Source organism: Plantibacter lichenum, from assembly GCF_050587525.1.
GTDB lineage: Bacteria > Actinomycetota > Actinomycetes > Actinomycetales > Microbacteriaceae > Plantibacter.
Genome location: NZ_JBOBFT010000018.1, coordinates 54650 through 81123, shown reverse-complemented (window position 1 = coordinate 81123; position 26474 = coordinate 54650). Strand labels below are relative to the sequence as shown.

Annotated in this window: 27 protein-coding genes; 7 read left to right on the top strand and 20 right to left on the bottom strand. The window is 67.8% G+C overall.

What is annotated here, in order from left to right:
• Positions 1-50: 50 nt before the first annotated feature.
• The 5 genes from ACQ3HB_RS19385 to ACQ3HB_RS19365 form a co-directional block, all read right to left on the bottom strand.
• On the bottom strand, positions 51-809 hold the full coding sequence (locus tag ACQ3HB_RS19385; RefSeq protein WP_430922383.1) for a response regulator: 759 nt from the start codon (positions 807-809) through the stop codon (positions 51-53).
• 76 nt (positions 810-885) lie between these two features.
• A complete protein-coding gene (locus ACQ3HB_RS19380) occupies positions 886-1950 on the bottom strand; it encodes a hypothetical protein (RefSeq protein WP_430922381.1) in 1065 nt (354 codons plus the stop codon).
• Positions 1947-2579 (bottom strand): ATP-binding cassette domain-containing protein, encoded by a 633-nt coding sequence (locus tag ACQ3HB_RS19375; RefSeq protein WP_430922379.1) that lies wholly within the window; start codon positions 2577-2579, stop codon positions 1947-1949. The genes ACQ3HB_RS19380 and ACQ3HB_RS19375 overlap by 4 nt, the downstream gene beginning before the upstream one ends.
• Before the next feature lie 31 nt (positions 2580-2610).
• Positions 2611-3582: a peptidoglycan-binding protein gene (locus ACQ3HB_RS19370; RefSeq protein ID WP_430922377.1), complete on the bottom strand. Its 972-nt coding sequence runs from the start codon at positions 3580-3582 to the stop codon at positions 2611-2613.
• Positions 3583-3641: 59 nt separating this feature from the next.
• Complete coding sequence (locus ACQ3HB_RS19365) at positions 3642-4289, bottom strand: hypothetical protein (RefSeq protein WP_430922375.1); 648 nt, start codon at positions 4287-4289, stop codon at positions 3642-3644.
• A 152-nt stretch (positions 4290-4441) separates the two neighbouring features.
• Here ACQ3HB_RS19365 and ACQ3HB_RS19360 point away from each other — a divergent pair, with 152 nt between their 5' ends.
• Together ACQ3HB_RS19360 and ACQ3HB_RS19355 are read left to right on the top strand one after the other, a co-directional pair.
• The gene (locus ACQ3HB_RS19360) at positions 4442-5101 is read left to right on the top strand and encodes a response regulator transcription factor (protein WP_430922373.1); all 660 of its coding nucleotides are present in this window, start codon (positions 4442-4444) and stop codon (positions 5099-5101) included.
• Entirely contained in the window at positions 5098-6333 is a 1236-nt protein-coding gene (locus ACQ3HB_RS19355) for a sensor histidine kinase (protein WP_430922371.1), read from the top strand. Before ACQ3HB_RS19360 ends, ACQ3HB_RS19355 begins: the two co-directional genes overlap by 4 nt.
• A 419-nt stretch (positions 6334-6752) precedes the next feature.
• Here ACQ3HB_RS19355 and ACQ3HB_RS19350 read toward each other — a convergent pair whose 3' ends face one another.
• Both ACQ3HB_RS19350 and ACQ3HB_RS19345 read right to left on the bottom strand, forming a co-directional pair.
• A complete protein-coding gene (locus ACQ3HB_RS19350) occupies positions 6753-7391 on the bottom strand; it encodes a riboflavin kinase (RefSeq protein ID WP_430922369.1) in 639 nt (212 codons plus the stop codon).
• The gene (locus ACQ3HB_RS19345; protein ID WP_430922367.1) at positions 7388-7894 is read right to left on the bottom strand and encodes a flavin reductase family protein; all 507 of its coding nucleotides are present in this window, start codon (positions 7892-7894) and stop codon (positions 7388-7390) included. The genes ACQ3HB_RS19350 and ACQ3HB_RS19345 overlap by 4 nt, the downstream gene beginning before the upstream one ends.
• Before the next feature lie 158 nt (positions 7895-8052).
• On the opposite strand from ACQ3HB_RS19345, the gene ACQ3HB_RS19340 reads away from it, so the two are divergent.
• Positions 8053-8700: a PadR family transcriptional regulator gene (locus tag ACQ3HB_RS19340; protein WP_430922366.1), complete on the top strand. Its 648-nt coding sequence runs from the start codon at positions 8053-8055 to the stop codon at positions 8698-8700.
• 225 nt (positions 8701-8925) lie between these two features.
• Here the strand turns inward: ACQ3HB_RS19340 and ACQ3HB_RS19335 are convergent, their stop codons facing one another.
• From ACQ3HB_RS19335 to ACQ3HB_RS19320, 4 genes are all read right to left on the bottom strand, one after another.
• On the bottom strand, positions 8926-10290 hold the full coding sequence (locus ACQ3HB_RS19335) for an NtaA/DmoA family FMN-dependent monooxygenase (RefSeq protein ID WP_430922364.1): 1365 nt from the start codon (positions 10288-10290) through the stop codon (positions 8926-8928).
• A 101-nt stretch (positions 10291-10391) separates the two neighbouring features.
• A complete protein-coding gene (locus ACQ3HB_RS19330; RefSeq protein ID WP_430922362.1) occupies positions 10392-11282 on the bottom strand; it encodes an ABC transporter permease in 891 nt (296 codons plus the stop codon).
• On the bottom strand, positions 11275-12129 hold the full coding sequence (locus ACQ3HB_RS19325; RefSeq protein ID WP_430922360.1) for an ABC transporter ATP-binding protein: 855 nt from the start codon (positions 12127-12129) through the stop codon (positions 11275-11277). Before ACQ3HB_RS19325 ends, ACQ3HB_RS19330 begins: the two co-directional genes overlap by 8 nt.
• Positions 12126-13241: an ABC transporter substrate-binding protein gene (locus tag ACQ3HB_RS19320; RefSeq protein ID WP_430922358.1), complete on the bottom strand. Its 1116-nt coding sequence runs from the start codon at positions 13239-13241 to the stop codon at positions 12126-12128. Before ACQ3HB_RS19320 ends, ACQ3HB_RS19325 begins: the two co-directional genes overlap by 4 nt.
• Positions 13242-13475: 234 nt before the next feature.
• On the opposite strand from ACQ3HB_RS19320, the gene ACQ3HB_RS19315 reads away from it, so the two are divergent.
• Positions 13476-14153, top strand: a complete 678-nt coding sequence (locus ACQ3HB_RS19315; protein WP_430922356.1) for a GAP family protein — start codon at positions 13476-13478, stop codon at positions 14151-14153.
• Between the two features lie 130 nt (positions 14154-14283).
• Here ACQ3HB_RS19315 and ACQ3HB_RS19310 read toward each other — a convergent pair whose 3' ends face one another.
• The 9 genes from ACQ3HB_RS19310 to ACQ3HB_RS19270 form a co-directional block, all read right to left on the bottom strand.
• Positions 14284-14655 (bottom strand): PH domain-containing protein, encoded by a 372-nt coding sequence (locus tag ACQ3HB_RS19310; protein WP_430922354.1) that lies wholly within the window; start codon positions 14653-14655, stop codon positions 14284-14286.
• Between the two features lie 97 nt (positions 14656-14752).
• Positions 14753-15031 carry a hypothetical protein gene (locus tag ACQ3HB_RS19305; protein WP_430922352.1) on the bottom strand — a complete coding sequence of 93 codons (279 nt, stop codon included), beginning with the start codon at positions 15029-15031 and terminating at the stop codon, positions 14753-14755.
• 4 nt (positions 15032-15035) lie between these two features.
• Positions 15036-15485, bottom strand: a complete 450-nt coding sequence (locus tag ACQ3HB_RS19300) for a VOC family protein (RefSeq protein ID WP_430922350.1) — start codon at positions 15483-15485, stop codon at positions 15036-15038.
• Positions 15486-15717: 232 nt separating this feature from the next.
• On the bottom strand, positions 15718-16962 hold the full coding sequence (locus ACQ3HB_RS19295; RefSeq protein WP_430922348.1) for an acyl-CoA dehydrogenase family protein: 1245 nt from the start codon (positions 16960-16962) through the stop codon (positions 15718-15720).
• A gap of 103 nt (positions 16963-17065) precedes the next feature.
• A complete protein-coding gene (locus ACQ3HB_RS19290; protein WP_430922346.1) occupies positions 17066-17398 on the bottom strand; it encodes a putative quinol monooxygenase in 333 nt (110 codons plus the stop codon).
• Positions 17395-18348 (bottom strand): ABC transporter permease, encoded by a 954-nt coding sequence (locus ACQ3HB_RS19285; RefSeq protein ID WP_430922344.1) that lies wholly within the window; start codon positions 18346-18348, stop codon positions 17395-17397. The genes ACQ3HB_RS19290 and ACQ3HB_RS19285 overlap by 4 nt, the downstream gene beginning before the upstream one ends.
• A complete protein-coding gene (locus ACQ3HB_RS19280) occupies positions 18348-19502 on the bottom strand; it encodes an ABC transporter permease (RefSeq protein ID WP_430922342.1) in 1155 nt (384 codons plus the stop codon). Before ACQ3HB_RS19280 ends, ACQ3HB_RS19285 begins: the two co-directional genes overlap by 1 nt.
• On the bottom strand, positions 19499-21055 hold the full coding sequence (locus ACQ3HB_RS19275; protein WP_430922340.1) for an ABC transporter ATP-binding protein: 1557 nt from the start codon (positions 21053-21055) through the stop codon (positions 19499-19501). The genes ACQ3HB_RS19280 and ACQ3HB_RS19275 overlap by 4 nt, the downstream gene beginning before the upstream one ends.
• A complete protein-coding gene (locus tag ACQ3HB_RS19270; protein WP_430922338.1) occupies positions 21052-22098 on the bottom strand; it encodes a BMP family ABC transporter substrate-binding protein in 1047 nt (348 codons plus the stop codon). Before ACQ3HB_RS19270 ends, ACQ3HB_RS19275 begins: the two co-directional genes overlap by 4 nt.
• A 344-nt stretch (positions 22099-22442) precedes the next feature.
• On the opposite strand from ACQ3HB_RS19270, the gene ACQ3HB_RS19265 reads away from it, so the two are divergent.
• The 3 genes from ACQ3HB_RS19265 to ACQ3HB_RS19255 all read left to right on the top strand — a co-directional run bounded on the left by ACQ3HB_RS19265 (position 22443) and on the right by ACQ3HB_RS19255 (position 26203).
• Positions 22443-23870 carry an NtaA/DmoA family FMN-dependent monooxygenase gene (locus tag ACQ3HB_RS19265; RefSeq protein WP_430922336.1) on the top strand — a complete coding sequence of 476 codons (1428 nt, stop codon included), beginning with the start codon at positions 22443-22445 and terminating at the stop codon, positions 23868-23870.
• Positions 23863-25245: an acyl-CoA dehydrogenase family protein gene (locus ACQ3HB_RS19260; RefSeq protein WP_430922334.1), complete on the top strand. Its 1383-nt coding sequence runs from the start codon at positions 23863-23865 to the stop codon at positions 25243-25245. Before ACQ3HB_RS19265 ends, ACQ3HB_RS19260 begins: the two co-directional genes overlap by 8 nt.
• A gap of 79 nt (positions 25246-25324) precedes the next feature.
• Positions 25325-26203, top strand: coding sequence for an aldo/keto reductase (locus tag ACQ3HB_RS19255; protein ID WP_430922333.1), 879 nt, complete (start codon positions 25325-25327; stop codon positions 26201-26203).
• The last annotated feature ends 271 nt before the right edge of the window (positions 26204-26474 follow it).

Genomic DNA, 26474 nt, shown 5'->3' with positions numbered 1-26474 from the left:
CGCGTGCGGCCCGCTCGGCGCGCTCGGCGCGCTCGGTGCGCTGGGTGCGCTCATCCCGCCCGTCCCGCCGAGCCCCGTCCGGCGTGCTCGGTCGACGGGGTCACGCCGAACACGCTCATGTAGATCGCCGCCGCCACGACTCTCGGCGTCGTAGCGGTATCGCTCGCGATCCCGAGCGACGCGAAGATCCGTCCGACGGACTTCTCGACCGCCCGGAGGGAGATCGACCGGCGGTTCGCGATCTCCGCGTTGGACCAGCCGGCGGCGATGTCGCCCAGAACGTCGAGCTGGTGGGCGGTCAGCGCAGCGATGCGCGGGTCCGCCCCGCCGCTCCGTTCCTGTTCGAGGCCGCCCGTCAGGCGCCCGTGCAGCGCACCCTCAACGGCGTCGACCAGTTCCGCCGCCGTATCGAGGGAGGCCTTGTTGAGGTAGACGGCGCCGTCGGGCAGCCCGCGTGCGCCCTGACCGCCGACGGTCCCTCCCGCACCGGACCCCGCACCCAAGCCCTGGCCCGCATCAGCACCAGCCGGGAAGACCCCGCCGGGGAAGTTGCTCAGCACGACGATCGCGACGTCCGGGCCGTCGGCATGGACCAGGTGGGCGAGTTCGATGCCGTTCGGCCTCACGCCGAGATCGATGTCGGTGATGAGGACGTCGGGGTCGAACGACGCGAAGGCCGCGAGCGCCTCAGGCGACGTCCCGACGGCGCGAACGGTGAATCCCGCGTGCTCGAGCGTGTCCGTGACGAGCGCGCGCATGAGCGGATGGTCCTCGACCACGAGCGCTCTGCGCTTCCACCCTTCCGGCACGCCTCAACAGTACTGGTCGATATGGATTGGACATGTGGCGCACGGCCCCACAAATCCATCCGCGTCCGTCCGCACATCACGTCCGCGTTCTGAAGTAGCGGAACAAGTGCCGTTCTCGACTGGATGACGCACCGATCACCGCCCCGAGCATCGCGCTCGAGATCGCGCTGAGGAGGCCGGGCCAGGCCACCGATACCACTTCCCATCGAATGTCGAGTGGGAGGCGATGCGTCGCCAGGACGAGCATCCCACACCCGATCGCACCACCGAGCACCGCCCAGGCACAGGTCTCCAACGAACTAGCGAGCAGTTGCGCACCTCGCTGTTGTCGCGCGTGCAAGGCCGCCGCGTACTCGAGGCGCCGCCGACGCGTCGATAGCCAACCGAGTACGCCGCCGACGATGACACAGACCATCGGCGCGAATCGAGTGAGTCTGGCTGCGAACCGTACTTCCCCGTCGAAGGTCGTCCCCAATCGATTGTTCACTTGACCGATGGTGTGCGCGGTCGTCGAGTCGACCGTGAGTGCGGTTGAGCGCAGCAGAACATCCGTCGAGTCGGAGGACGGCCACGCCTGCGCCCAACACTCGTCGAAGTCCTGATCGTTCGCTACCGGAGTGAGAATTGCCCCACCCAGCCTGCTGTCACGGCCGTCGTCAGGGAACGCGAACACGGCCGCGATGACGAGTTCGTCACCATCGGTCTGAAGCACATCACCCGGCTCGACTCGTAAGATCGACGCCAACTCTTCGGACACCCATGCCCCTGCCTCCCTCCCTGCGCCGCCGAGCACCTGAAGCAGCCCCGGAGAAACGGCGAACACCGGAACCGCCATTCCCGGCACAGCTGGAAACGTCATCGCGTCGGCTGCGGCGACGGCCCCGGCGGCTCCGATCGTGCCATGGCCGGGAAGACCATCACAGGCGCCGCCGTCGACGGCACCCTCCGCTTGCAGGACCCTGATCGAGGCTCCGCTCGCGACGAATGCGGTCGCCTCATCGTGCAGTACACCGATCGTGATGCCGTCTGCTGCGACCAAGGTTCCAGCGGACAGGCCGAGTGCGAGCGCGAACGAAGCGGCGTGCGTCGTCCCGCTGAAAAGGTTCCGCCACGATTCACTGACGATCTCAGGCAGCCTCATTCGACCCTCCGCACCTGAGCGGGCCCCGTGCGCGCCTGGAACCCAGCAAGCTCGATGACGTCCGTGCACGCGTCTCTGGTCCCCGAGTCGTGCGTGGCCACGAAGACGATGGCTCCGCTCTCCGCCACTGCGCCGAGCGTCGCGTTGACACCGATGGCGGTCAGCCGATCGAGCTGGGCGGTGGGTTCGTCGACGAGGAGCAGATCCGGAGCGGATGCGACAGCGCGAGCGAGCATGAGCCGCTGCGCCTCACCACCGGACAACGCGCGGAACGGTTTCGACCCCAATTCGCTGAGGCCGAATTCAGCGAGGAGATCAATCGCTCTCCGCTCCGCCTCCCGTCGACGAAACCGTCGCGCGAGGAACGGGAACACGACATGGTCCCGGGCGGTCCGACCAGGCACGCCATGAGGGTTCTGGAACACCCAGCTCACCGAACGGATGCCGGCCCGGACGATCGAACCGGATGACGGTTGTTCCCAGCCGGCGAGGATCGAGAGCAACGTCGACTTGCCGCTTCCGGAGGGACCGCACACGGCGACGACGGCCCCCGGCCCGTGCTCGAACCCGATATCGGTGAACACGGGCCGTCCGTCGGCGAACCCGTGGCCGAGGCCCTCTGCTCTCACCGACGGCTTCCGCGGCGCGTCGCCGCCACCGTCAGCAGCTGCGCGCGGTGATACCCGTACCAATCCGCACCTCCTTCGGCACCGGCGTGCCCGTCGGCACCTGCACGACGGCCGCCCCCAGGCTCGACCCGATCACCTCGACGGGCAGCCCGACGTCGGTCACCTGGATACAACCGCGACCTGCGACGACCGCGAAGACGGCGGAGACGGGCACCCTCATTGCTTCTCGCGGCTCGGCCAGGACGAACACGGCGCCTGCGGTTCCAGTCGGGTCTCCGAGGGCGAGTGCCCTGGCTTCGGGAGTCGCGCTCACCGCGGCCAACACCTCAGGAGCGGCGACCGACAGCGACTCGTCGACCACTCCCTCGATTCCGAAGACGGTCAGGACCCGTTGACCGCTCACCGGGGAGACGGGCATCGCGTCCAGTTCGATGCGCTCTAACGTCCCCGCTGCGACGGCGAAGACCGTTCCAGGTGTTACGGCATCGCCGAGCCCGACCGAGCACGAGGAAACGGTGATGCTCGGCGCAGCGAGCCAGACGAAGCCGGCAGCCTCGAAACGTCCTGTCGGGTCCTCCACACCAATGCGTTCCTGCACAGCTTCAATCGCCGAGGCGGTGGCCCGTCCGAAGGAACCATCGGCTGCCACATCGAAGCCAAGCCGCTGCAGCTCGAGCTGAACGGCGACGACGTCGCGACCCTCATCGCCGCGTCCGAGGTCGCGATACAGCGGCAGGGTGGAGTGGAACGCAAGCACGGGCACGTCGTCCACTCGTCCGATCGACGCTCCAGAGGTGAGCTCCGCCCCTACGACGCATGCGGTCTCCGTCAGGGTGCCGCCACGGCCGAGCACCACTCGCCGGTCTGCCCCTCGCACGAGTTGCACCTGCACGGAACGCGCGTCGTCGAATCGGATGGGCACCGCCGGCGCGCTCGTCGTCTCCGGCGCCGAACTGAGTGATTCGGGCCGCTCCGTCGAGCCGAGCAGACTTACCGCACCCATGGATGCGATCGTCAGCGTGAGCACACACACCGCTCCGAGAGCGATCCCTCCGCGCGACATCAGCGCTCGAGCTTGATGGCGTACCCGGCACCTGAGAAGCAGGTCTGCGCAGCATCTGACGACGGATCGAACGATGCACCGGCGAACGCCTGGTCCAAATCCACCCTGAAGTCGTCCGCGGCGTATCCGGTGTCGACGAGTCCGGCCTTCACGAGACAGCGCGCCACCACCTCCTCTGGTTCAGCGAGGAGGTCCGGGTTGCCTTGCTGCACCACGAACAGCGATTCGATCGGGGCGAGCTCGTCCGAGCACTCCGATCCGACCCGCATGTACTTCTTCACCGCGTCTTCACCGCTCAGTTTCGGCGGAGTGATCTGTACCACACCGTTCGCCTGCTGTTCGAAGGTCTCCTGGTAGCCCGCGTCCTCCATGCACTGGCGGTACAACCGGTGCGCCTCGTCGTAATCCGCCTGCTCGATTGCCCCCGACCCGATGGCTCGTTCCAGCACAGCTATGACGAAGGTGTTGGTCTGCGTTTCCAATTTCTGTTCGAACATCTCGACCAGGCTGCCCGCGAGACGCTCGCCCGACGTGTTCAGATCGGCCGAACCGCTCGTTTGCTGACAGCCGGTCAGCACCAGCACGCCGGACGCCGCCAGCGCACCGGCCAACATCGCCAGCCCTCTTCTCTTCGCGGTCTTCCCCATTGCAGATCTCCGTTCGCTCGCATCGTCGTCGACTTCCAGGTCTAGTCGGAGCACGGTCAACCCACGGTTAATGTGTTCCTTACCGAGACCTCACCCCTCTTGGACGAGACTGGGGCCGACTGCGACCTCCGCCGGATGGAAGGGAACGAGGCATGCGAATACTCGTCGTTGAAGATGATCGAGACCTCGCCGAGACGCTCCGGGAAGCGCTTCGGGCGGAAGGGATGACCGTGGACGTCGCGCTCGACGGCGCCGCCGCGCTTGAACGACTCGGCGAGATCGACATCGACGTGCTCGTCCTCGACCGTGACTTGCCTCGGGTGTCGGGAGATGTCGTCTGTCGAACCCTTCGGTCACTCAACGACGACACACGCGTCCTGATGCTCACCGCCGCGGCAGGAGTGTCGGACCGAGTCGACGGGCTCGACCTGGGGGCGGACGACTACCTCGCAAAACCGTCCGCGTTCGTCGAGCTCGTGGCACGCATTCGGGCCCTGGGACGACGTGCGCGTCCCCGGGTAGGTCCCATCCTCGTCCATGGACCGTTGCGCTTGGATACCGTCAGACGCAGAGCTTTCATTCACGAGCAGGCGATTCGGCTTTCTCCGAAGGAGCTCGAAGTCCTTGAGGCGCTTCTCCGAGCCGACGGGCGTGCGCTCAGTTCCGAGCAACTCCTCGACATCGCTTGGGAGACGCCGGACACCATCAGCCGTGGCGTCGTGAAAGTGCTGATGCACTCGCTGAGGCGCAAGCTCGCGCTCGACCTCATCGAACACGATGCAGGCCACGGCTACCGCATGGTCGACCAATGACGTCCAGCGATTCCGCAGCGCACTCGAGCCGCCCGTTTCGGAGCCCGCTCGCACGCAGACTCGCACTCAGCTCGGTCGCAGTCTTCGCTTCGGCCGCCACCATCCTTCTCATCCTGGAGTACGCGATTCTCCAACACGTCGTCGCGGTCTCCGTCGATGTGACGCGGGGGAGGTCAGACCTGCCCGCGACGATCAACGGGACCACTGCGGTCTTCGCGGTCGCAGAAGAACTCCTCAAGACCGTCATGATCTCGTCAGTGGTGATCGCCGCGATCCTCGTCGCGCTGGCGGGAATCATCACCTGGCGCATCGCGAGTCGCTCACTCAGGCGGGTGGCAGAAGTCACCGAGTTGACTCGACGAATCACCACGGCGAACCTCGATGAGCGTCTCGGTCTCCTCGGGCCGTCGGACGAGATCGGAGAGCTCGCCGACACGATCGATGACATGCTCACACGCTTGGCCGAATCGTTCGAGCGGCAGGACCGCTTCGTGGCGAACGCGTCGCACGAGCTCCGGACCCCGCTGACAGTCATGCGAGCTTCCCTGGAGGCCACACTGTTGCATGACACTGTTCCCGACGCTACTCGCATCTCGATCGAACGTGCTCTGGATGCGGCCGGTACGTCGGCCGCGCTGCTCACTTCTTTACTGCAACTCGCTCGGGCTCGCGGCATCACTGCGGACCACACCGCAGAGGTAGATCTCGAGCACCTTCTCACGGTCGTCATCGAGCTCGCCTCAGAGGCGGCCGAGGCAATGAGCGTCGAGATCTCGGTGGACTCCGCGCCAGCCGTCATCGTCGGAGATCCCGTGCTCGTCGTGCAGGCTCTGTTCAATCTGGTCGACAACGCGATTCGATACAACATGGCAGGTGGGACGGTGTCCATCGCCGCATTCGACGTCGAAAGCGCTGGAGCTAGAGATGGCGGTCCCAGGATCGAAGTCAGGAACAGCGGTCGCGTCATCGCTCCGGATGTCGCCACCCGTCTGCGGGAACCATTCAATCGCGGCCACGAAACGAGGCACGCCAACGACGAGACCGGATTCGGTCTCGGGCTGTCTATCGTCGACACCATCATGCAGCAGCACGGTGGCGCGCTGTCGCTCGACGCATTGCCCGCTGGGGGGCTCTGCGCCGTTCTCGCCTTCCCACCTGCAGTCCACTCGAACCGCGGCATCCGCGACGACCTCCAACCGGTGGGGAATCCGTCGCGGATGCCGGGCCGCTAGCTCGTCATGCGCCCTAACGGAACTCGTACCAAGCTGTACCGCCAGCCAGTCCGCAACTTGCCCAGGCATTCGTGGATACATTGCCCCACGACGAGAGGAAGCTGGCACAGCCGTGTTGAGCGTACGACCTTCCTTCGGTTCCGCCTGACGTCCACGTCCAGGCTTCCGCCCGGACGGACGATATCTCGATCTTGCCGCTGCCTCCCGCGAACGCCGGGGCGGAAGACCCCACCGCCCCGCCGAGAGCGAGCGCTCCCGCCACCAACGCGGTCGACACTCGAGTTGCATGCCTCGTTGAACGCATCATTGACTTCACTTTCCCTTCGGGATGTAGGACGTCGACGGCGGGTGCCGCCGGATGCCCGTGCACCACATCTCATATTATTTATAATGAGGTGGGTACCCGACTGAATCAACGACTAAGCATCAGGAGCACTAGGCCCCCATGCCCCACAGGACCGATCCGAGCGACGTCCCTCCTGTGGAACGTTGGCCGCCTGACCAGATGAGCCGAGGTCAGGCTGGCCGAGGCCACTGGCACTCGCCAGGAGCCGGCGCGAGTCGTCGACGTCCGCCGCCGTCTGGTGGATGAGGGCGTCGAGCGTCTCGAAGCGCACCATGGCGCGGAGATAGCCGACGACCCAGACGGAGACCGTCCGACCGTAGAGGTCGGCGCTCAGGTCGTGGACGTAGGCCTCGACCCGCCGGTCGGGCACATCATCGAAGGTGGGGTTGTTACCGATGCTGACCGTCGCACCGAAGAGGTCGGCGCCGTCGCCTGCAGCATCGGTCCCAGCCGCTGCCGCTGCATCCACCGCACCCGCACGCTTCGCACCCGCATCCACGGCAGGCGCGAAGCGGACGACGCACGCGTACACGCCGTCGGCCGGGACCGGGTTCCCGACCGCGACGTCGATGTTGGCGGTCGGGAACCCGAGGAGCCGGCCGCGTCGATCACCGCCCACGATCACACCGCCGAAGTGCGCGGGGCCATGCTGCGGCGATCCCACAGCCGGGGCGACGTCGGAGCGGGAGGCGATGACGCGGCCGGAGCTCATTTGTCGGTCAGCAACCCACGGAACTGGCTCTGGTGGAAGACGAGCGGGGTGACGTCCGGGAAGAGGTCCGACTGCAGCACTTCCAGCACCACGATCTCGTGGTCTCCGCCGTCGTAGGACGCCCGCACCTCGCACTCGAGCCAGAGCGCGGCGCCGTCCATGAGCACCGCCCCACCCTCGGTCGCGTGCCAGTCCTCGTCCTCGAAGCGGTCGAGGTTGCGGGAGGCGAGCTTCCGACAGAGCACTTCGTGGTGCGAACCGAGGATGCTCATGCCCAGCCGCGTCCGCCCGGCGAGGATCGGCCAGGTGTTGGACGTCCGCGCGACGCAGACCGCGACGAGCGGCGGATCGAGCGAGACCGAGGTGAACGAGTTCACGGCGATGCCGACGGGCGCGTCATCGACGAGGGCGCAGACCGCGACCACGCCCGTTGGGAACAGGGAGAATGCTCGGCGCAGCGCCAGTTGCGGTGGCGCATCCCCCAGGTTTGTCTGACCGGACATCACGTGACTCCTTCTTCATCCTGCATCGTCATTGATCGGGACGGCTGACTCGACCAACTTAGTCAACTTTGATCATGCGACTATGTTATTCAACTTTGGTTATACAAACAAGCTCGGAATGTGCGGATCGGGGCGATCGCCTGCTTTAGGCTGGGGCCATGTCGACCACCACTCGCCTCGTCGTCCTCGGTGCCGTGCACCAGTTCCAGCCGGTCCACGGCTACTTCCTCCGACGCGAGCTCATGACCTGGCACGTCGACGAGTGGGCGAACATCCAGCCCGGCTCCATCTACAACGCGCTGCGGTCCCTCGAGAAGGACGGCTACGTGGAGGAGAGCGGCACGGAATCCGCCGGGAAACGGCCTGAGCGGACGACGTACCGCCTCACGACGGAGGGGGAGGTCGAATTCTTCCGCCTTCTCCGACACACGCTCTGGAACGTCGAGACCTTCGACACGAAACCCGTGATGGTCCTGACGTCGTTCATGTACGCGCTCAGCCGCAAGGAGGTCATCGCCGCCCTCGAACACCGGGTGACGGAGATCGACTCGCGTATCCTCAGCAACACGTACCAGATCGACGACGTCGCCCGGTCGACCTCCACTCCCCCGTACGTCCGCGAGATCTTCGAGCTGTCGATCGCTCGCCTCCGCGGTGAACAGCAGTGGGCGCGGGAACTGTGCGAGCGGATCCGAACCGGCGAGTACGTCTTCGCGGGCGAGCCGCCCCTCGTTCGGAACAGCGCCGGAGCGGATGCCGCAGAGGCGACCGACTCCGCGGCATCGGTCGACGCGCCCGGCGCCTGAGCAGCCGCCCTGGCGCCAAACATCCGGAGCCGCCGCGCCGGTCCGCCCCCTCCCGGGCACCCGACCAGTCGGGAAACGACGACGGCCGGCGCCGCGGTGACCCGTCACCACGATGCCGGCCGACGCTGCACCCATGAGCCCGGACCCGTTGCCGAGAGGCCCGGAACCGTTGCCGATCAGCTCGGGACCCGAACCGTTGCCTTCAGCGCGGGACCCGAGCCCGACTCATCGCGCCAGCGAGGGCACCCGGTACCGGAATCCGGCGCCCGGGTGGTCGTCCCGCAGGACTGGCGTCTCCGTGCCGAGCAGTCGCTCACGCAGCGTCGGCGCCTCGTACTCGGACGCCGCCACGCCGCGCTTCCGGAGGATCGGCAGCACCTGCTCGACGAAGTCGATCGTCGACCCCGGCTGGATCACCGGCGTGAGCAGGAAGCCGTCGAGGTCCGCCCCTTCGGCGAGCGCGCAGATCTCGTCCGCGATCTCCTCAGGCGTCCCGACGACGGGTGTGCTGCGGACACCGTGCGCGTGCCAGTCCTTCAGCACGTCGCCAACGGTCTGATCGCCGAAGCGGGCGATCTGCGTCTGCGACATCTCCGTGTGGAGCTCCGACATCTTCGTGTTCGGGTCGTAGGAGGAGAGGTCGAGGCCCGTGAACCACGCGTAGGAGGCGACGGCGACCTCGGGCGTCTGCGCGTCCAGGATCTCCTGGTACTTCCGCTGCGCCTCATCGCGAGTCGCGCCGACGACGCACGAGAACGCCGCCATGATCTTCACCGAATCGGCGGCGCGACCGACGGCCACGGCCTCCGCACGGATGCCGCGGACATGCTCCGCGAGCTTCGCCACCGACGAACCGCCGAGGAAGATGCACTCGCCATGGCGGCCGCCGAACTCCTTGCCGCGAGCCGAGGAACCGGCCTGGAAGAGCACGGGCGTGCCCTGCGGCGAATACGAGGTGTTGCCGTAGCCGTGCGACCGGAAGTACGGACCGTCGTGATCGATGCGGTGCACCTTCGCCGGATCCGCGTACCGTCCCGCCTTGTCACGTTCGAGCGCATCGGGCTCCCACGCGCCCTCCCACAGCTTGTAGACCACCTCCATGAAGTCGTCCGCCATGTCATACCGCTCGTCATGGGCGACCATCGGCACCCCGAACGCCTCAGACGCCGTCTCCGCAGTGCCGGTCGTCACGACGTTCCAGCCGATCCGCCCCTGCGAGAGGTGGTCGAGCGTCGCGATGCGGCGTGCGAACGAGTACGGCTGCTCGAGGAGCGTCGAGCCGGTCAGGACGAGACCGAGGTGATCGGTCGTCGGGATGAGCGATGCGGCGACCGTCGCGGGATCGAGACGCGGCAGATCCAGACCCTCGATCGAGCAGATGTCCGGACGTGTGCCGTTCACATCGGCCCAGCCCCACGCATCGGCGAGGAACATGAAGTCGAGGCTCGCGTCCTCGCAGATCTCAGCGACGTTCTTCCAGTACCCGAGCGTGTCGAACAGGTGCCTCTGGTTCTCCGGATGGCGCCAGGTGGCGGTGCCGGAGTCGTTGGTCTGGGCGTTCTCGAACAGACCGAACCGGAGCTGTTTCATGGTGGTGCCTTTCTTGCAGAGGTGTACTGCCCCACCGCGCGGGACGCCGTGATGGGACCGATGAGCTGCTGGACGTCGAGGGGCCGAAGCCGGTCGACGAGTCAGCGGCTCACCACGGTGTCCTCGCTCCACCACAGGACCCGCTTGCGAACGAGCGCGAGGATGGAGACGAGGATCACACCGAGGAGGCAGAGCAGGGCGATGCTGGCCCAGGTGACGGGCAGGTTCGCCTGCGCTGCGGAGATCGTGACGAGGGAGCCGAGACCGGCCTGCTGACCGGCCGCGACGAACTCCGCCACGGCGGCTCCGACGATCGCGAGCGGGAGGGCGATGCGGAGACCCGCGAACACGAACGGCATGCAGCCGGGGAAGCGGAGGTCGCGGAAGATCTCCCATCGGCTCGCGTGGAGCGTTCGCATGACGTCGAGCGCTCGCACGTCCACATCGCGGAGACCCGCGAGCGAGTTGACGAGCATCGGGAAGAACACGACGAGACCCGTGACGATGTACTTCGGCATCATCCCGAACCCGAACGCGACCACGAGGGCCGGTGCGATCGCGACGACCGGCGTCACCATCACCACGACGATGAGTGGCATGACGGCGCGTTCCATGATCTGGAACTCGGCCATCACGACCGCCAGGAGGAACCCGGCGAGGATACCGGCGCTCGCCCCGACCACGACCTCCTGCGCCGTGACGAGGAGGTTCGACCAGTACATCGCCGGCTCGCCGACGAGGCTCCCCCAGATCGCGTCGAGCGTCGGGATCACATACGGGTTGGTGATGGCGAGCACCTGCCAGAGCACACCGACGATGACGAAGGTGATGGCCGGCGGGCCCCAGGAACGCCACTGCGTCCACTTCGTGAGGCGGGACGCTCCGGCGGTCGCTGTGCTCCTGCGGGGATCGCCCGGCTGCACGCCGTCGACCGCAGTCGCGAGGCTCGTCGTCGCCGACAGGCGGGTCTCGATCGTTCTGACATCAGACATGCTTGGGCTCCATGACGCTTCGGAGGGAGGAACGGACGGCGCCCTCGAGATCGCGGAACGCATCGGTCGCGTAGACGTCGGCGTCACGGGGACGGGGCAGATCGACGTCGATGATCTCGGCGATGCGGCCGGGGTGCGCCGCCATCACGATGATCCGGTCGGAGAGCATGATCGCCTCCGGCACCGAGTGGGTGACGAAGAGGACGGCCTTCCGGTTCGACTGCCAGAACTCGAGCAGGCCGAGGCGCTGCTGGTCGCGGTTCATCTCGTCGAGCGCGGAGAACGGCTCGTCCATGAGCAGGACGCTCGGGTCGAAGACGAACGCCCGGGCGATCGCGGCTCGCTGCTGCATGCCGCCCGAAAGCTGCGACGGGTACTTGTCGAGCGCGTGACCGAGGCCGAACGACGCGAGGATCTCCTTCGGGTCGCGAAGCGAACGACCGGCGTTCGCCTTGCGGTTGACGGTGATCGGGAGGGTCACGTTGTCGAGCACCGTCCGCCACGGCAGGAGCGCCGGGGACTGCGGGACGAGACCGATCATCTTGTGCTTCGTCGCCGCCTTGACCGTCTTGCCGTCGACCGTGACGGTGCCGGAATCGACGTCGTTGAGACCGGCGATCGCTTTCAGGAGCGTCGACTTGCCGCAACCGCTCGGACCGATGACGGAGACGAACTCCCCCATCTTGATGTCGAGCGACACGTCGTCGAGCACGAGGGTCCTCGCGCCTTCCGGGCCGAAGCTCTTCGACACGTTCGTGACCTGCACGCCGCCGTGGACCGCTTGCGCGTCACCCTGGCGGGGCCGTCTGCCGGCGCCGGGTGCGCGATCGAGGATGTCCCGGCTCACTTGCTCGGCCAGATCAACGTGTCGCCGTCGTACAGATCGGCGACGAGATCGACGTCCATCATGTCCTTCAGCGGCGGCAGCTCCTTGACGCCCCCGAAGCGCTTCACGAGCTCGTACTCGGCCTCCCACTCGGCGATCGTCTGCACGCCGGGCTTGCCGACGGCATCGCCCTCGACCCAGCCGGACTCGACCTTCCAGGTGCGCTCCTGCTGATCCTTGGGGAACGCGGAACCCTGGTTGTTGGCCTCGGCGAGCTTGCTGATCATGTCGATGCACTCCGCATCGTTGTCCAGGCAGTACTGCAGCGCCTTGAGACTGGCGCGCATGAAATCGGAGACGACCTCGCGGTTGTCCTTCAGGAACTTCGAGTTCACCTCCATGACGTTGTACGTGCCCTGGATGTCGAGGTCCTGCGGGAGGAACTGGTTGAACGGCAGGTTCAACGACTTGAGCTTCTCGGGCTGGTTCGAGGCGTAGCCGACGATGGCGTCGACCTGGCCGCGTGTGACGACCGTCGGGTCGTAGTTGGTCATCTTGATGAGCTCGACCTTGGACACGTCGACGCCTGCTGCGTCGAGCATCGCGAGGGCGATCGGGGTCATGTTGATGAAGTAGCCGAGCTTCTTGCCCTCGAGGTCCTTGAGGGACGTGATGTTCTCGTTCGTGAAGATCGAGAACGGTGACACGTCGCCGTACGTGGCGATCGCGGTCAGGTTGTGGCTGTTGGCCGCCGCGAGCATCACGTCGGACGCGGAGCCGAGGGCGGTGAACTGCCCCTGCCCCGAGGAGACGAGCTGCTGACCGTTGGCGCCGGACGCGTTGATCTCGACGTCGAGGCACAGGTCGTTGAAGTAGCCGAGCTCCTTGGCGAGGAACACGTCCATCTGGCCGGCGCTGGCCGAGTAGCCGTAGCCGGAGATGTACGTGATGGGCCCGACGGCCTGGTTGCGATCGCACGCAGCCTGGTCGATGATGCCGCCGGCGTTCGCGGCGGCGGAGCCCGGCGTCGATGCCGGGCTTCCCGCGCACGCGCTTGCGGTCAGGGCGATGGCGATCAGTCCGGCGATGGAGAGGCTCCGGCGTCGCGCCCTGGGTACACGAAGAATAGTCACTTGGATGCAAATCCCTTCTGTGGCCGTATCCGTCATTGGATGGCTTCCACAAAGTAACATATTCAAGATTGACTGAGCAAACTTTTTTATGTTGGTTTTGCATGCCTGTCGCTGATGGACTTCCAGGGATCAGCGCGAGTGGTTGTTGGCGTGCTCGTTCGAGTGGGCGTGGGGGGGGTCGCACCGGCGCCCGCGCGATTCCGGCGACGGCTGCGATCGCGGTAGTGTCTGGGAATGTACGACGTCATCGGCAGCCTCCTCCCGCTCGGCCTGGCGATCTCCTTCAGTCCGTTCCCGATGATCGCGATCGTGCTCCTCCTGCTCACGCCACGCCCTCGCGCGAACGGCGCAGCCTTCCTCACCGGATGGCTCCTCGCAATCCTCGTCGCGACCATCGCGTTCACGGCCGTCGCGAAACTCGTCGAACAACCTGATCCGAGCGACCCGAACGCGGTCGCCGGCGTGCTGCGACTCCTGCTGGGCCTCTCGCTCCTCGTCCTCGCGGTGCGGAAGTTCATCGGCGGACCGAAACAGGACGCCGAAGGGGCCCCTGTCCTGCCCGGCTGGATCTCGATGATGACGAGCTCGACGCCAGGGCGCAGCTTCACGACCGGACTCCTCCTCGCGGGCGCGAACCCGAAGAACCTCGCCTTCACGGCCGCCGCAGCGCTGAGCATCGGCACGGGCGGGCTGGACGCATCGGGCGTCGTCTGGACGATCGTGCTCTACGTGATCGTCGCCGCTATCACGATCATCCTTCCGCTCCTCGGTCACCTCGCGTTCTCTGCGCGGCTGATGGGCCCGCTCGAAGCGATGGAGCGCTGGCTGCTCGCCAATCACACGACGGTCATGGCGATGCTGCTCGTCGTGTTCGGCGTCGTCCTCATCGGCAACGGCGTCGCGAGCTTCTAGGCACGCCGAGTCGTCAGCGCGGCGCAAGGAGAACCGCCCGAGACGAGGACCGCGCTGCGGATTCGGTCCCCCTGTCGAGCTGTTCCCCTCCTGCCGTGCCGGCGATGCGGGATGCGTAGCCGGATGCGCACTAGTGCGACTGCAGGACCGCCCAAGCGATCAGACTGTCGAGGCGACGCACATCGGCACCCTTCGCGAGCTTGACCTTGATGTGACCGGCGCGCGTCCAGAGCTCGATCTCAGAGTTCCAGTCGAGCTTCCCCGCGTTCTCCGATGACCACATGTTGATGGAGCTGTACGGCAGCGAGTAGATCTCGACCTTCTTGCCGGAGATGCCTTGTGCATCCCGGACGATCAGCCGCTTCGTCGTGAACACCGCGGAGTCGCGGAAGGTCTTGAAGGCGGCGACCGCCTGCTCCCCCTGCACGAGCAGTGGTGTCACATCCTCTGGGATGGGGATTTCGTTCTGCAGTGTCCAAGCCATGATCGGCGCGCTTTCCATCCCAGCATCCTGACACACGGAACGATTGAAATCGGGCATTCGCACGACTTCGCCGAACGCGCGCGTCGGACCGGCCGCCACGCGGCATCCATCGCCATCACACGGCGCCGTGCGAATCCGATGCCGGCCCCCTTCCCGAGCGGACGAGGCGATAGCCGCCCGCAGTGAGCGAACGGACCAGGTGATCGGTGCACCAGGCGGGCCACGCGTCATCGCGGACCCCGCCCAGCTCGTTCTCCTCGGAGACGCCGTGCGCTGCCGCCGCTTCGTTCACGAGCTCGAGGATGACCGCACGCGTGGCCTCGTCAGTCAGAGGTCGTCGCCATGCTCCGTCCCCCTCCCGCCCCGCCACGTCCGGCGTCGGCGCCAGGCCCATCGGCTCACCGCCCCGGAGCTCGTGTGACGACCTCCTGCAGGATCCAACCGTTGCCGTCGGGATCCTCGAAGGAGGCGAAGGAGGCGTAGTCGGCGCGCTCGGGGTGCGGGCCGGGGACGCGATTGGCGGATCCTGCGTGATGGAAGACGCCATCGGCATCGTGCCAGACGTCGCTGATGTCGACGCCGCGCGCAGCCAGCTCCTCGCGCGCGGCCACGATGTCGGAGACGATGAGGTGCAGACCCTGGGTTGAGCCCGGCGCCGCAGCCGAGACGCCGTCGCCGAAGATGATGGACGCCTCGGATCCGGGAGGCGTGAGCTGGACGACGCGGAACGAGTCGCCCGCCGGGAAGTCGGCGTCGAGTCGGAACCCGATGCGTTCGTAGAACGCTTTCGCGCGATCGACGTCCGAGACGGGGATGACGAGGACTTCGAGCTTGAGGGTCAGGTTCATGGTGGTGCGCTCCTTCTGCGTGTCATGACCGGACATCGTCACCGGTCGAACAAGTGACGACTCTGCCAGACCGCGCGTCACCAGTCAAGCCGGTGACGCAAACCTCCGTGCGCACAACCGCCGAGGTGAGGCTTCCGGTAGTTTCTGGCGCTCAGGAAGAACCGGAAGCCTCACCTCGGCGGAAGGGGCGGGGCGGGGAGGGAGGGGAGGGAGGGAGGGAGGGAGGGGCGGGTCAGGTGTAGAGGGAGACGGGCTGGAAGGCACCGGTCAGGTGATGGGCACCGACCTCGAGCTTCTTGAAATCGACCGGATCGTGCAGGGAGTGCGTCCGCACGTTCCGCCAGAACAGGTCGAGACCGACGGCAGTCGTCGCAGAACTCGAACCGGTCACTTCGAAGATGCGGTTCGCGACCTCGACACCGACCTCGGTCGACACGACCTTGACCTTCGCGACCTCGATCGCGACGACACCGCGATCCTCCGCCGTCACCGCGAACCCACGGGAGACGGCCGAGGCGAACTGGCGACCGACACGATCGGCGAGCGCCTCGACAGCAGCGATGCGAGACGCGAACTCACCGACGACCCGCTGCACGAACGGGTCGTCGCGGTACAGCTCCGCACTGCTCAGGAACCACGCGTTCCGACGGGCTCTGGTCAACTCGACGCCCTTCGCGAGAGCGCCTTCCGCGACACCGAGGTAGAGGTTGCTGAACGCGAGTTGGATGCCGGGCGTGATGAGGTCGGAGAAGCTGCTCCCACCGATCGCGCCGAGCACGTCCTCGGGAGCGACCGCGACATCAACGAACCGGACGGTTCCGCTCGCGGACAACCGCTGGCCGAGCGCATCCCAGTCACCGAGGAACTCGACACCCGCGGCATCGTGATCGACGACGAATGAGAGGATCTGCCCGTCACGGTCGCCACCGCGCACGAGCGCGTTCACGAGGATGACATCGCCGGCCGATGCACCGGTCGAGAAGCGCTTCGTCCCGTTCAGTCGGTACCCGGCGCCGTCCGGCACGAGCTCGTGCGACGGATCGACAGGGTTGACCGAGTCGCCCCACACCAAGCGGCCCTCGATCGTTCGCCGATACCAGGCCTCCTGCCCCTCGAACGGGACGGCGAAGCCGATCGCAGCCACATTGAAGTAGTGGTAGGCGAGGACCTGGGCGATCGACGCGTCGACCCTGGACAGGACACGGATCGCGAGGAACGCGCTCTCCCAGTGTCCGCCGCCTCCCCCGAACTCCGCCGGGTCGAGCAGGCTCACGAGGCCGGAATCGCGCAGCAGCTCGAGCTCCGCCGTCGGGTCGAGGTTGGCGCGGTCCCGTTCGAGGACGTCGACGGCGAGCGCCTCGGCGACCCGCTCAGCGACCGCGCCCCAGTGCGCCAACTCCTCCTCGCTCGCATTGCCCTGCCAGTGGCTGGCCCTGGTCGGCGATGCGGTGCTGGGATCTGAAGTGGTCTCGGTCATGTCGGTGGTCCTTTCGGCGGTGTGGAACAGTGCGGCGATGGGCGGGATGAAGCACGTGATGTGGGGAAGCGACGACGACATGGCGCCGCGGAGAACGCCCGTCTCAGACGAGCCCGAGCTCGCCGCCGAGAGGGACGGGCGTGAGTCGAACGATCTCGCGATCGACGGCCAGCAGTCCTTCGATCTCGCGGTTGAGCGCGTGCACCGACGGCGCATCCCCGTGGGCCCTCCAGTGCGCGAGGGACTCCCACTTGCCGATCTGGACGAGCTGCCCGCCATCGGTCGCGTGGAGGGCGAGCAGCAGGCAGCCCGGTTCGGCATGTGTCGCGATCGTCACCCGTTCGAGCGCGGCGAGCACCCGGTCGTACGCCTCCGGGAGGGGTGTGAATCGGGCGATCGCGACGAGGTGCACGGGGGCATCGGGGATGCCGGTCATGCGCTGATCCGCTCACGCCGACGCCGAGGCCGACCGACGACCGGTGCACCGCCGGAGCCGTCCGTCGCGTCCCGCCTGCGCCCGACCCGGCTGAGGACGATCACGATGAGCGTGATCGCGTACGGCGCGGCATCGGTCAGCTGTTGCGGGGCGCCGGCACCCTGGAGATGGAAGCCGATCGCCTCAGCCGCTCCGAAGCCGAGGCAGGCCAGTGGCAGCCAGAGGGGCCGGCTGGACACGAGGATGACGGCCGCGACCGCGATCCAGCCGCGCCCGGCGGACATGTTCTCGCCGAACATCGTGACGTTCCCGAGCGACAGTTGGGCCCCGGCGATCCCGCACAGCGCCCCGCCGACGAGCACAACGATCGTCCGGTACCGACGCACGTTCACGCCGAGGCTCGACGCCGCCTCCGGGTGCAGGCCGACCCCGCGCACGCGCAGCCCCACGGGTGTGTAGAGCAGCCACAGGCCGACGGCGACGATGAGGACGAGCGACAGCGGAACGAGGATCGTCTGCGAGCCGAGGACCTCGCCGAGCACCGGCACGCCTTTCAGCCCGGACAGTTTCGGCAGCCCCTGCAGTCCGGTGGGCGCGAACGTCCCGGCCGCGTTGAACCACGCACCGAGCAGGAAGCTCGTCAACCCGAGTGCGAGGAGATTCGTCCCGATCGCGATGATGATGGGGTCCGCACGCAGCCAGGCGGCGCCGATCGCGAGGATTCCGGAGAACACGGCGGTCGTCACGATCGCGGCGAGGACGCCGATCCACGGGTTCCCGCTGAGGTGGCTCGCGACGACCGCGGCGAACGCGCCCCACAGCATCTGTCCTTCGAGCGCGATGTTGAACACTCCGGCCTGAGCACTGAGCGCACCGGCGAGTGCCGCGTACATGATGGGCGTTGCCGCCAGGAGGACGGCGGCGACGAAGCTCCAGGTGAGGTTCTGCATCAGCTCTCCCTTCGTCCGGCCTGGACGCGCGCAATGACGGTCCGCAGCGCGAGCACGATGATGACGACGCCCTGGATGACCTCGGACAGCTGCCCCGGGATGCCGGCGTCGCGCTGCATCGCCGGCCCGCCGACCTGGAGGATCGTGAACAGGGCTACCGTGACCGGCAGGAGCGCGGGTCGTCCGCCGGCGAGGAATGCGGCGGCCATCCCGGCGGTCGTGTAGCCAGGGCTGATGAGGGCGCCGTCGATGAAGCGGTACGGCGGGGACAGCACGATGACGGCGCCGACGAGTCCTGCCGCGGCTCCTGCGAAGGCCATCGATCCGAGCGTGAGCCGCCCCGCTCGCAGGCCGCCGTACGCGGCGAAGGTGCGGTTGACCCCTGCCACTCGGAGTTCGAATCCGACCGACGTCCTCGTGTCGACGAGCCAGAAGACGACGAGCGCGGCGATGAGGATCAGCAGTCCGACGTTCGTGTACCGGAGATCGCCGAGCGGGAGCAGCTGGGCGCCGGCAGGCACGGCCGGCGTCTGCGCGACCGGTGAACCGGGATCGGCCAACGGGTAGCGGACGAGGAACGAGGCGATCGCGACGCCGACGGGCGCGAGCATGAGCGTCGAGATGATGACGGGCACGCCGAATCGCGTCGCGAGCGGTGCCGCGATGGCGGAGAACAGGGCGCCGATGACGATCGCGGCGAGGAGGGCCGCGACGACCGCGAGCGGCCCGGGCAGCCCCGGTTGGCCGGCGACGACGGCGGCGACGATTCCGCCGAGCGCCAGTTGGCCGTTCCCGCCCAGGTTGAACTCCCCCATGCGCAGCGGGATCGCGGCGGCGAGCGCCATGCCGAGGATGTAGCCCCAGGTGGAGATCGTGTAGTCGAGGTTGCCCGGGTCGAGGGCGCCCGTGAGGATCGCGGAGTAGGCGGTGATCGGGCTGTAGCCGGCCGCAGCGATGATCCCGGCACCGATGAGGAGGGCGAGGACGACGGCCGCGACGGGCACGGTCGACGGATGCCTCGCCACGCGGGCGAGGAGGCTCTGGCGCGGCTTGGCTGGAATGGGCGGACGCGGATCCGAGCCGGCGCCGCCACCTGGAGCTGCCGCTTCGATGCCTGTCTCCGGTCGTGCCGCGCGCCCGACGTCGGCGCTCACAACGCGACCCCCGACATCGCGGCGCCGAGTCGTTCGTTGCTCGCCTCATCGCGGTCGAGGACGGCGACGATCCGACCGTCGAGCATCACGGCGATACGATCGGCGAGCGCTTGCAGTTCGGAGATCTCGTGGGAGACGAGCAGCACGGCGTGCTCCTTCGAGCGGTAGGCGAGGAGGCGCTGGTGGATCGCCTCGATGGCACCGACGTCCACCCCCTGGGTGGGTTGTTCGGCGATGAGGAGCGGCGCGTTGTGGGTCAGCTCCCTGGCGAGGACGACCTTCTGGGCGTTGCCCCCGGACAGCGATCCGGCCGGGGCGGAGGTCGTCGAGGTGCGCACGTCGTAGGCGGCCGCGAGTTCGTTCGACCAGGCCCGGACGGCGCGGGGTGACAACCAACCGCGGCGGAGGCCGGATCGGGCGCCGAGCGGCGGCGTCCGGTGGTGCCCGAGCGACAGGTTCTCGGCGATCGTCATGGTCACCGCGAGCCCTTCTCCCCGGCGGTCCTCCGGGATGACCGCGAGTCCGAGGGCACGACGCTGGAAGACCGGCAGGGCCTCGACCTCCGTCCCGAGCAGTCGGATGCTCCCGGACGTGATCCGCTGCGTGCCGAGGATCGCGGCGACGAGTTCGTGCTGGCCGTTGCCGGACACTCCGGCGATGCCGAGGATCTCACCGCCGCGGATCTGCAGCGATACGTCGCGCACACGATCGGTCCGGCCGTCGCCGACGACGAGGTCGTCGACCTGCAGGATCACATCGCCGAGCTCGGCTGAGCCGGTGTTGCGCACCTCGAGGACCTCGCGGCCCGTCATGGCGTGCACGAGTTCCGTCGCCGTCGTGTCCGCGGTGCGGAACCGCCCGGTCACCCGTCCGCCGCGGAGCACGGTGACGGCGTCGGAGATCGCGAGGACCTCCTGGATCTTGTGGGTGACGAGCAGGACGGTCGTCCCCTCGTCGACCGCGCGGCGGATGACCGCGAAGAGCGCGCTGACCTCGTTGGGCGTGAGGACGGCCGTCGGTTCGTCGAGGATGAGGATGCGGGCGTCCCGATGCAGCGCTTTGAGGATCTCCACCCGCTGCCTGACACCGGCGGACAGCGAATCCACGCGGGCGTCCGGATCGATGTCGAGGCCGAAGCGAGCGGCGAGCTCGCGGACCCGGCGGGCGGCGGCTCGGCGATCGATGAGCCCGAACCGTCGCGGCTCGGCCCCGAAGACGACGTTCTCGGCGACCGTGAACTCGTCGACCAGGCGGAAGTGCTGGTGCACCATCCCGAGTCCGACGGCGATGGCGCCCGCCGCATCGGAGAACTCGACGTCGGCGCCCTCGACGCGGATCCCGCCGGAGTCCGGCCGGGTCAGCCCGAAGAGGATCGACATGAGCGTCGACTTGCCGGCGCCGTTCTCGCCCATGACCGCGTGCACGGTGCCCGCCGGCACCACGAGGTCGATGCCGTCGTTCGCGACGACGGCACCGTACCTCTTGGTGATCCCGGAGAGCGCGACTGCCTCCCGTGCGTGAGCACGCGGGGCCACGGTCTCCGGAGCGGTCATCCGGCTGCCAGCGGGTCCGGCACGACGATCTTGCCGGAGACGATCTCGTCCCTGATCTCCTTGACCTTCGCGATCACGTCCGGGTGATCGGCGATGAGGCACTTGGAGGTCGCGACGTCGGGTTCGAGCGCCGAGACGCTCACCCCGCCCTCGGCGAGGCCGTAGACCTTGGCACCGCCGGTCTTGCCGGCGAAGATCTGCTCGACGGCGTCGACGATGCCGACGTCCACCCGCTTGAGGTTGTTGTCGATGACCGTACCCGGCGCATCGGGGCACTGGTTCGTCGTGACGCCGAACGCCCCGATGCTGTTCTCCTTGGCCGCTTCGAACGTGCCGCCGTTCCCGCCGGACGAAGCCGCCTGGATGAGGTCGACACCGTTGCCGGCGAGGATCTGGGCCTGCGCCTTGGAACGGACGACGTCACCGAAGGGATTGTCGCCGCCGACGTACTGGGCGCTCGTCTCGACCGCCGGGTTGACGCTCTTGGCGCCAGCGAAGTACGGGTCGATCCACCGGTGGATGAACGGGGAGTCGACCGCGCCGACGACGCCGATCTTGTTCGTCTTCGTGAGGAGTCCTGCTTCGACGCCGACGAGGTAGGCGGCTTCGTACTCCTTGAAGACGACGCTCGTCAGGTTCGGCAGCTCGACGGAGGCGGCCTGGTCGACGAGGAGGAACTGCTGCTTCGCGTCCGCCTTCGCCGCCGCTTCGAACTGCTCCTGCACCGAGTAGCTCACGCCGATGATGAGGTCGGGCTTCGTCCGGACAGCCGCATCGATGTTCTGCTGGATGAGCTGGGGGTCGTTGTTCGACTCGTAGACCTTGACGGAGGCGCCGGACTTCTTGCCGGCCTCCTTCGCGCCGTCCGCGGCGAGCGCGATGAAGTTGTCGCCCGCGACGGTCGTGGGGACGATGATGATGATCGACTTGGCATCGGAGCCTGCTGCACCGCTGTCGCCTGCCGGAGTTGCACAAGCGGCCAAGCCCAAGGAGAGGCTCAGTACAGAAGCGCCGACGACAAGCCTGCGAAGAGATGCGGACATGTGTTCCTTTCGGCGCGTCGAGGCGCGCCAATGTCAGTGCTCGGGGGATCGGGTCATGGCGGCGGAGGGGTGATGCCGCGATGTGGTTGGGGAACCGCGGCAACCATAACCACGTCCCGGAAATCGCCGCTGACGCCGTCGACATCTGCCGTAACGATGCTCTCGGGCGCGTCGAGCAGGGATGCTCGGCCGGGTCCCGTCGGCTCGTCGGGCGCGCATCGGCCCTCGTATGCTGTCAGCGCCCGTCAGGGCACAGCCGATCTCAGCACCGCCCGTCCGGGCGGAGCCGATCTCGGTACCGCCCGTCCGGGCACGCAGCGGGGGCAGCACAGAAAGCGAGCACAGTGACTCGGCAGATCCACCTCAACGGGTTCGAGATGAACACCGTCAGCCACATCAGTCACGGACTGTGGACCCATCCGGAGAACGAACGGGAGCGCTACCTCGACATCGAGTACTGGCTGGAGACCGCCAGACTCCTCGAACGCGGACTGTTCGATGCGATCTTCCTCGCCGACGTCCTCGGCACGTCGAACGTGTACGGCGGGAGCCGCGACGCCGCCGTGGAACGCGGCATCCAGATCCCGAACAACGACCCGTTCCTCGTCATCCCGGCGATGCTCGCGGTCACCGAGCACCTCGGCATGGCGGTGACGGTCTCGACCACGTACGAGCAGCCGTACGCGAACGCCCGCCGGCTCTCGACCCTCGACCACCTGAGCAAGGGCCGTCTGGCCTGGAACGTCGTCACCGGGTACCTCCCTGACGCCGCACTGAACGCCGGAGCCGCCGAGCGCGGTGCGAGCGCCGACCGCTACGGCATCGCCGACGAGTTCCTCGACGTCTCCTACCAGTTGTGGGAGGGCTCCTGGGAGGACGACGCCGTGGTGCGCGACCGCGAGCGCCGTGTCTACGCCGAGCCGTCCAAGGTGCACGAGGTGCGCCACGACGGCACGTACTTCCAGGTGGCCGGACCGCACCTGTCCGAGCCGAGCCGCCAACGCACGCCCGTCATCTTCCAGGCGGGCACGTCCGCGGCGGGCAAGGACTTCGCGGCGAGGCACGCCGAAGCCGTGTTCGTCGCATCGCAGACCGAACGGGACGTCGCCGACTATGTGAGCGATCTCCGCGGACGCGCCGAGGCGGCGGGACGAGGGCGCGACGCCCATCGCGTGTTCCTGCAGGTGAATCTCATCATCGGCGAGTCCGAGGAGGACGCCGCGCGGAAGAAGGCCGATCTGCTCTCGCACCGGGACGTCGTCGGGTATCTCGTGCACCACTCCGGGATCGCGGGTGTGGACCTGTCGGCCGCCGCCGCGGGGACCATCGACCTCGAGAACGTCGCCGGGCACTCCCAGGGCTACCTCGCCCAGATCACCGACCGCGGACGGCTCCACGCATCCCAGGTGCTCGACGTGCTCTCCGACCCGGAACAGGACGAGTTCCTCATCGTCGGCACGGCCGCCCAGGTCGCGGACCGGTTGCAGGAGATCCAGGAGCACACGGACGTCGACGGCTTCAACGTCGTGCAGTACGTCTCCCCAGGCAGTTTCCGCGACGTCGTCGAGCTGCTCGTGCCCGAGCTGCAGGCGCGCGGCGCCTACCGGACCGCGTACGAACCGGGCGAGACGCTGCGCGAGCGCTTGTTCCCGGGCGGCGGCCCACGACTGCCGGAGACGCACCCTGCGGCGGCGCATCGGCGGATCACGACCACAGCGGTCGAAGCCGTTGAAGCAGCCGACGCCGGAGCGGCCGGAGCAGCCGATGTCTGAGCCGACCCGCCTCGAATCCGCGCTCGACCGCCTGCGCCCCGTGTTCGCGCGCATCGCCGGGGACGCGGTCGGGCGCGAGCAACGGCACGAGCTCCCCCACGAGGCCGTGCGCCTCCTCGTCGACGCGGGATTCGCATCGCTCAGGCTCCCCGTCGCGGACGGCGGCGCCGGGCTCACGATCGAGGAGTTCGCGACCGTCCTCATCGAACTGGGAGCGGCCGATGCGAACCTCCCGCAGATCTTCCGCGGGCACATCGCGTTCGTCGAGGACCAGCTCGTGGCGGAGCCCTCGCCCGCGCGCAGCATCTGGCTCGAACGCTTCGCCACCGGCGAGACCGTCGGGAACGCGTGGAGCGAGGTCGGGTCCACGGCCCTCTGGTCGTCTCAGACGCAGCTCGTGCGGACCGAGGCCGGCTGGGTGCTCTCCGGCCGCAAGTTCTACACGACCGGCAGCATCTACGCCGACTGGATCGACGTCATCGCCCACAACGCCACCGACGGGACCGAGGTCTCGGTGCTCGTCCGGGCGACGACTGAGGGGATCACGATCTCCGACGACTGGGACGGTTTCGGCCAACAGCTGACCGCCACCGGCAGCATCGTCTTCGAGGACGTCGCCGTCGACGAGACCGAGATCCGCCTCCTCGACGCCCGCTTCCCGTACCAGACCTCGCTCTTCCAGCTCGTCCTGCTCACCGTGCTCGCGGGGATCGCGACAGCCGTCGAACGCGATGCGGGAGCCCACATCCGCGCGCGCAAACGGGTGTACAGCCACGGCAACTCCCCGGTCACGAGCGAAGACCCGCAGATCCTCGCGGTCGCCGGCGAGATCGCATCGACCGCGTTCGTCACCGAGGCGACCGTACTGGCCGTCGCCGCGCGGGTGCAGGCCGCGCACCTCGCAGCACTCGAGGGCCTGACGCACGACCAGAGCGGGCTCTACACGGCCGCGGAGATCGCATCGGCCGCCGCGCAGGTCTCGCTGTCGACCCTCGTGCCGGCAGCGGCCACCCAGCTCTTCGACACGCTCGGCGCGTCCGCCGTCAGCCGATCGCAGGGCCTCGACCGGCACTGGCGGAACGCGCGGACCGTCATCTCGCACAACCCCTGGATCTACAAGGCCCGCACGGTGGGCGACTGGTCCGTCAACGGGACGCCGCCGCCGTTCAGCTGGACGGTCGGTCGCGCGGTGCAGGATGGGCAGGCTGCGCAAGCCGGGCAGGCTTCGCAAGCCGCGCAGGCTGCGCAAGCCGGGCAGGCTTCGCAAGCCGCGCAGGCTTCGCAAGCCGGGCAGGCTTCGCAAGCGAACCTGGCAGCGCAGACGGAGCAGGCCGCATCCGCAGTCCACGCCCCGGATCCAACCAGAACCGCGTAACCTTTCGTCACATTCCACCGGACACGAACATCGTCGGATCGAACCGGAGACGTCATCCGGCCCAGGAGGAGAACTGATCATGACCGCATTCCCCACACGCACGCTCAACACCGGAGCCGAGATCCCCGCGATCGGCCTGGGCGTCTGGCAGCTCTCCGAGGAGGAGGCGCGGTCCACCGTCCGCTTCGCCCTCGGAACCGCCGGATATCCGATGATCGATACGGCGGCCGGCTACGAGAACGAACGCGGTGTCGGCCGTGGCATCGCCGAATCCGGTCGGGCGCGCGACGACGTCTTCATCGTGACGAAGCTCAACAACCCCGATCACGGGTACGACCGTGCTCTGCGGGCGATCGATCAGAGCCTCGAGAACCTGCAGTTGGACGCCGTGGACCTGTTCCTCATCCACTGGCCGCTCCTCGACGACGACCGTCTGCTCGACACCTGGCGCGCGTTCGAACGCATCCAGGCTGACGGGCGCGCGAAGGCGATCGGCGTGAGCAACTTCGAGGAGCGGCACCTGCGACTGCTCGCCGATGCCGGGCTGACGACTCCCGCAGTCGATCAGGTGGAATTGCATCCCGGGTTCCCGCAGACGTCGCTCCGTCGGGCGGCGTCCGAGGCCGGCATCGTCGTGACCTCGTGGAGCCCGCTCGGCGGGACGAGCGGTTCGGGCTGGGGGCCGCGCAGCAAACCGAACACGGTGCTGACCGACCCCGTGATCGGTGCGATCGCGAAAGCCCACGGCAAGTCGCCCGCCCAGGTCGTCATCCGGTGGCACCTGCAGAACGGGCTCGTCGTCATCCCCAAGTCCACCTCCGAAGCTCGCATCGCCGAGAACATCGACGTGTTCGACTTCGAGCTGAGCGATGTCGAACTCGCGTCGATCTCGGCGCTCACGGAGCCCGGTCGCATCGGTGCGGATCCCAACACCGCCAACTTCGGTGCCCCCGCCTGACGTCTGTCTGCCGCCTGCCTGCCGCCTATCTGACCCCTGCCTCCCTCCCCTCGCCCGCCCAGGCCGCTCGTCGGTGCGCAGATGCTGTTCCCTCGTGCGCCAGACGACACCTGGCCACCGATGAGCGCTTGAGGTGGGGCTAGGCGTAGGGGACGAAGACCAAGGCGCCCGAGTCATCGATCAGGATGATGCCCACGCCGACGAGGCGGCCCCGAGGTCCCGCGATCGGGGTGCGGGATCGGATAGTGGGGGCCGGGAGCATGAGGGAGCT

What these genes read in the sequence shown, in the direction of transcription:
- ACQ3HB_RS19380 (WP_430922381.1), bottom strand. Translation starts at nt 1,950, where the DNA reads ATGAGGCTGCCTGAGATCGTCAGTGAATCGTGGCGGAACCTTTTCAGC.
- ACQ3HB_RS19370 (WP_430922377.1), bottom strand. Translation starts at nt 3,582, where the DNA reads ATGGGTGCGGTAAGTCTGCTCGGCTCGACGGAGCGGCCCGAATCACTC.
- ACQ3HB_RS19365 (WP_430922375.1), bottom strand. Translation starts at nt 4,289, where the DNA reads ATGGGGAAGACCGCGAAGAGAAGAGGGCTGGCGATGTTGGCCGGTGCG.
- ACQ3HB_RS19360 (WP_430922373.1), top strand. Translation starts at nt 4,442, where the DNA reads ATGCGAATACTCGTCGTTGAAGATGATCGAGACCTCGCCGAGACGCTC.
- ACQ3HB_RS19355 (WP_430922371.1), top strand. Translation starts at nt 5,098, where the DNA reads ATGACGTCCAGCGATTCCGCAGCGCACTCGAGCCGCCCGTTTCGGAGC.
- ACQ3HB_RS19350 (WP_430922369.1), bottom strand. Translation starts at nt 7,391, where the DNA reads ATGAGCTCCGGCCGCGTCATCGCCTCCCGCTCCGACGTCGCCCCGGCT.
- ACQ3HB_RS19345 (WP_430922367.1), bottom strand. Translation starts at nt 7,894, where the DNA reads ATGTCCGGTCAGACAAACCTGGGGGATGCGCCACCGCAACTGGCGCTG.
- ACQ3HB_RS19340 (WP_430922366.1), top strand. Translation starts at nt 8,053, where the DNA reads ATGTCGACCACCACTCGCCTCGTCGTCCTCGGTGCCGTGCACCAGTTC.
- ACQ3HB_RS19335 (WP_430922364.1), bottom strand. Translation starts at nt 10,290, where the DNA reads ATGAAACAGCTCCGGTTCGGTCTGTTCGAGAACGCCCAGACCAACGAC.
- ACQ3HB_RS19330 (WP_430922362.1), bottom strand. Translation starts at nt 11,282, where the DNA reads ATGTCTGATGTCAGAACGATCGAGACCCGCCTGTCGGCGACGACGAGC.
- ACQ3HB_RS19315 (WP_430922356.1), top strand. Translation starts at nt 13,476, where the DNA reads ATGTACGACGTCATCGGCAGCCTCCTCCCGCTCGGCCTGGCGATCTCC.
- ACQ3HB_RS19310 (WP_430922354.1), bottom strand. Translation starts at nt 14,655, where the DNA reads ATGGAAAGCGCGCCGATCATGGCTTGGACACTGCAGAACGAAATCCCC.
- ACQ3HB_RS19305 (WP_430922352.1), bottom strand. Translation starts at nt 15,031, where the DNA reads ATGGGCCTGGCGCCGACGCCGGACGTGGCGGGGCGGGAGGGGGACGGA.
- ACQ3HB_RS19300 (WP_430922350.1), bottom strand. Translation starts at nt 15,485, where the DNA reads ATGAACCTGACCCTCAAGCTCGAAGTCCTCGTCATCCCCGTCTCGGAC.
- ACQ3HB_RS19295 (WP_430922348.1), bottom strand. Translation starts at nt 16,962, where the DNA reads ATGACCGAGACCACTTCAGATCCCAGCACCGCATCGCCGACCAGGGCC.
- ACQ3HB_RS19290 (WP_430922346.1), bottom strand. Translation starts at nt 17,398, where the DNA reads ATGACCGGCATCCCCGATGCCCCCGTGCACCTCGTCGCGATCGCCCGA.
- ACQ3HB_RS19285 (WP_430922344.1), bottom strand. Translation starts at nt 18,348, where the DNA reads ATGCAGAACCTCACCTGGAGCTTCGTCGCCGCCGTCCTCCTGGCGGCA.
- ACQ3HB_RS19275 (WP_430922340.1), bottom strand. Translation starts at nt 21,055, where the DNA reads ATGACCGCTCCGGAGACCGTGGCCCCGCGTGCTCACGCACGGGAGGCA.
- ACQ3HB_RS19270 (WP_430922338.1), bottom strand. Translation starts at nt 22,098, where the DNA reads ATGTCCGCATCTCTTCGCAGGCTTGTCGTCGGCGCTTCTGTACTGAGC.
- ACQ3HB_RS19260 (WP_430922334.1), top strand. Translation starts at nt 23,863, where the DNA reads ATGTCTGAGCCGACCCGCCTCGAATCCGCGCTCGACCGCCTGCGCCCC.
- ACQ3HB_RS19255 (WP_430922333.1), top strand. Translation starts at nt 25,325, where the DNA reads ATGACCGCATTCCCCACACGCACGCTCAACACCGGAGCCGAGATCCCC.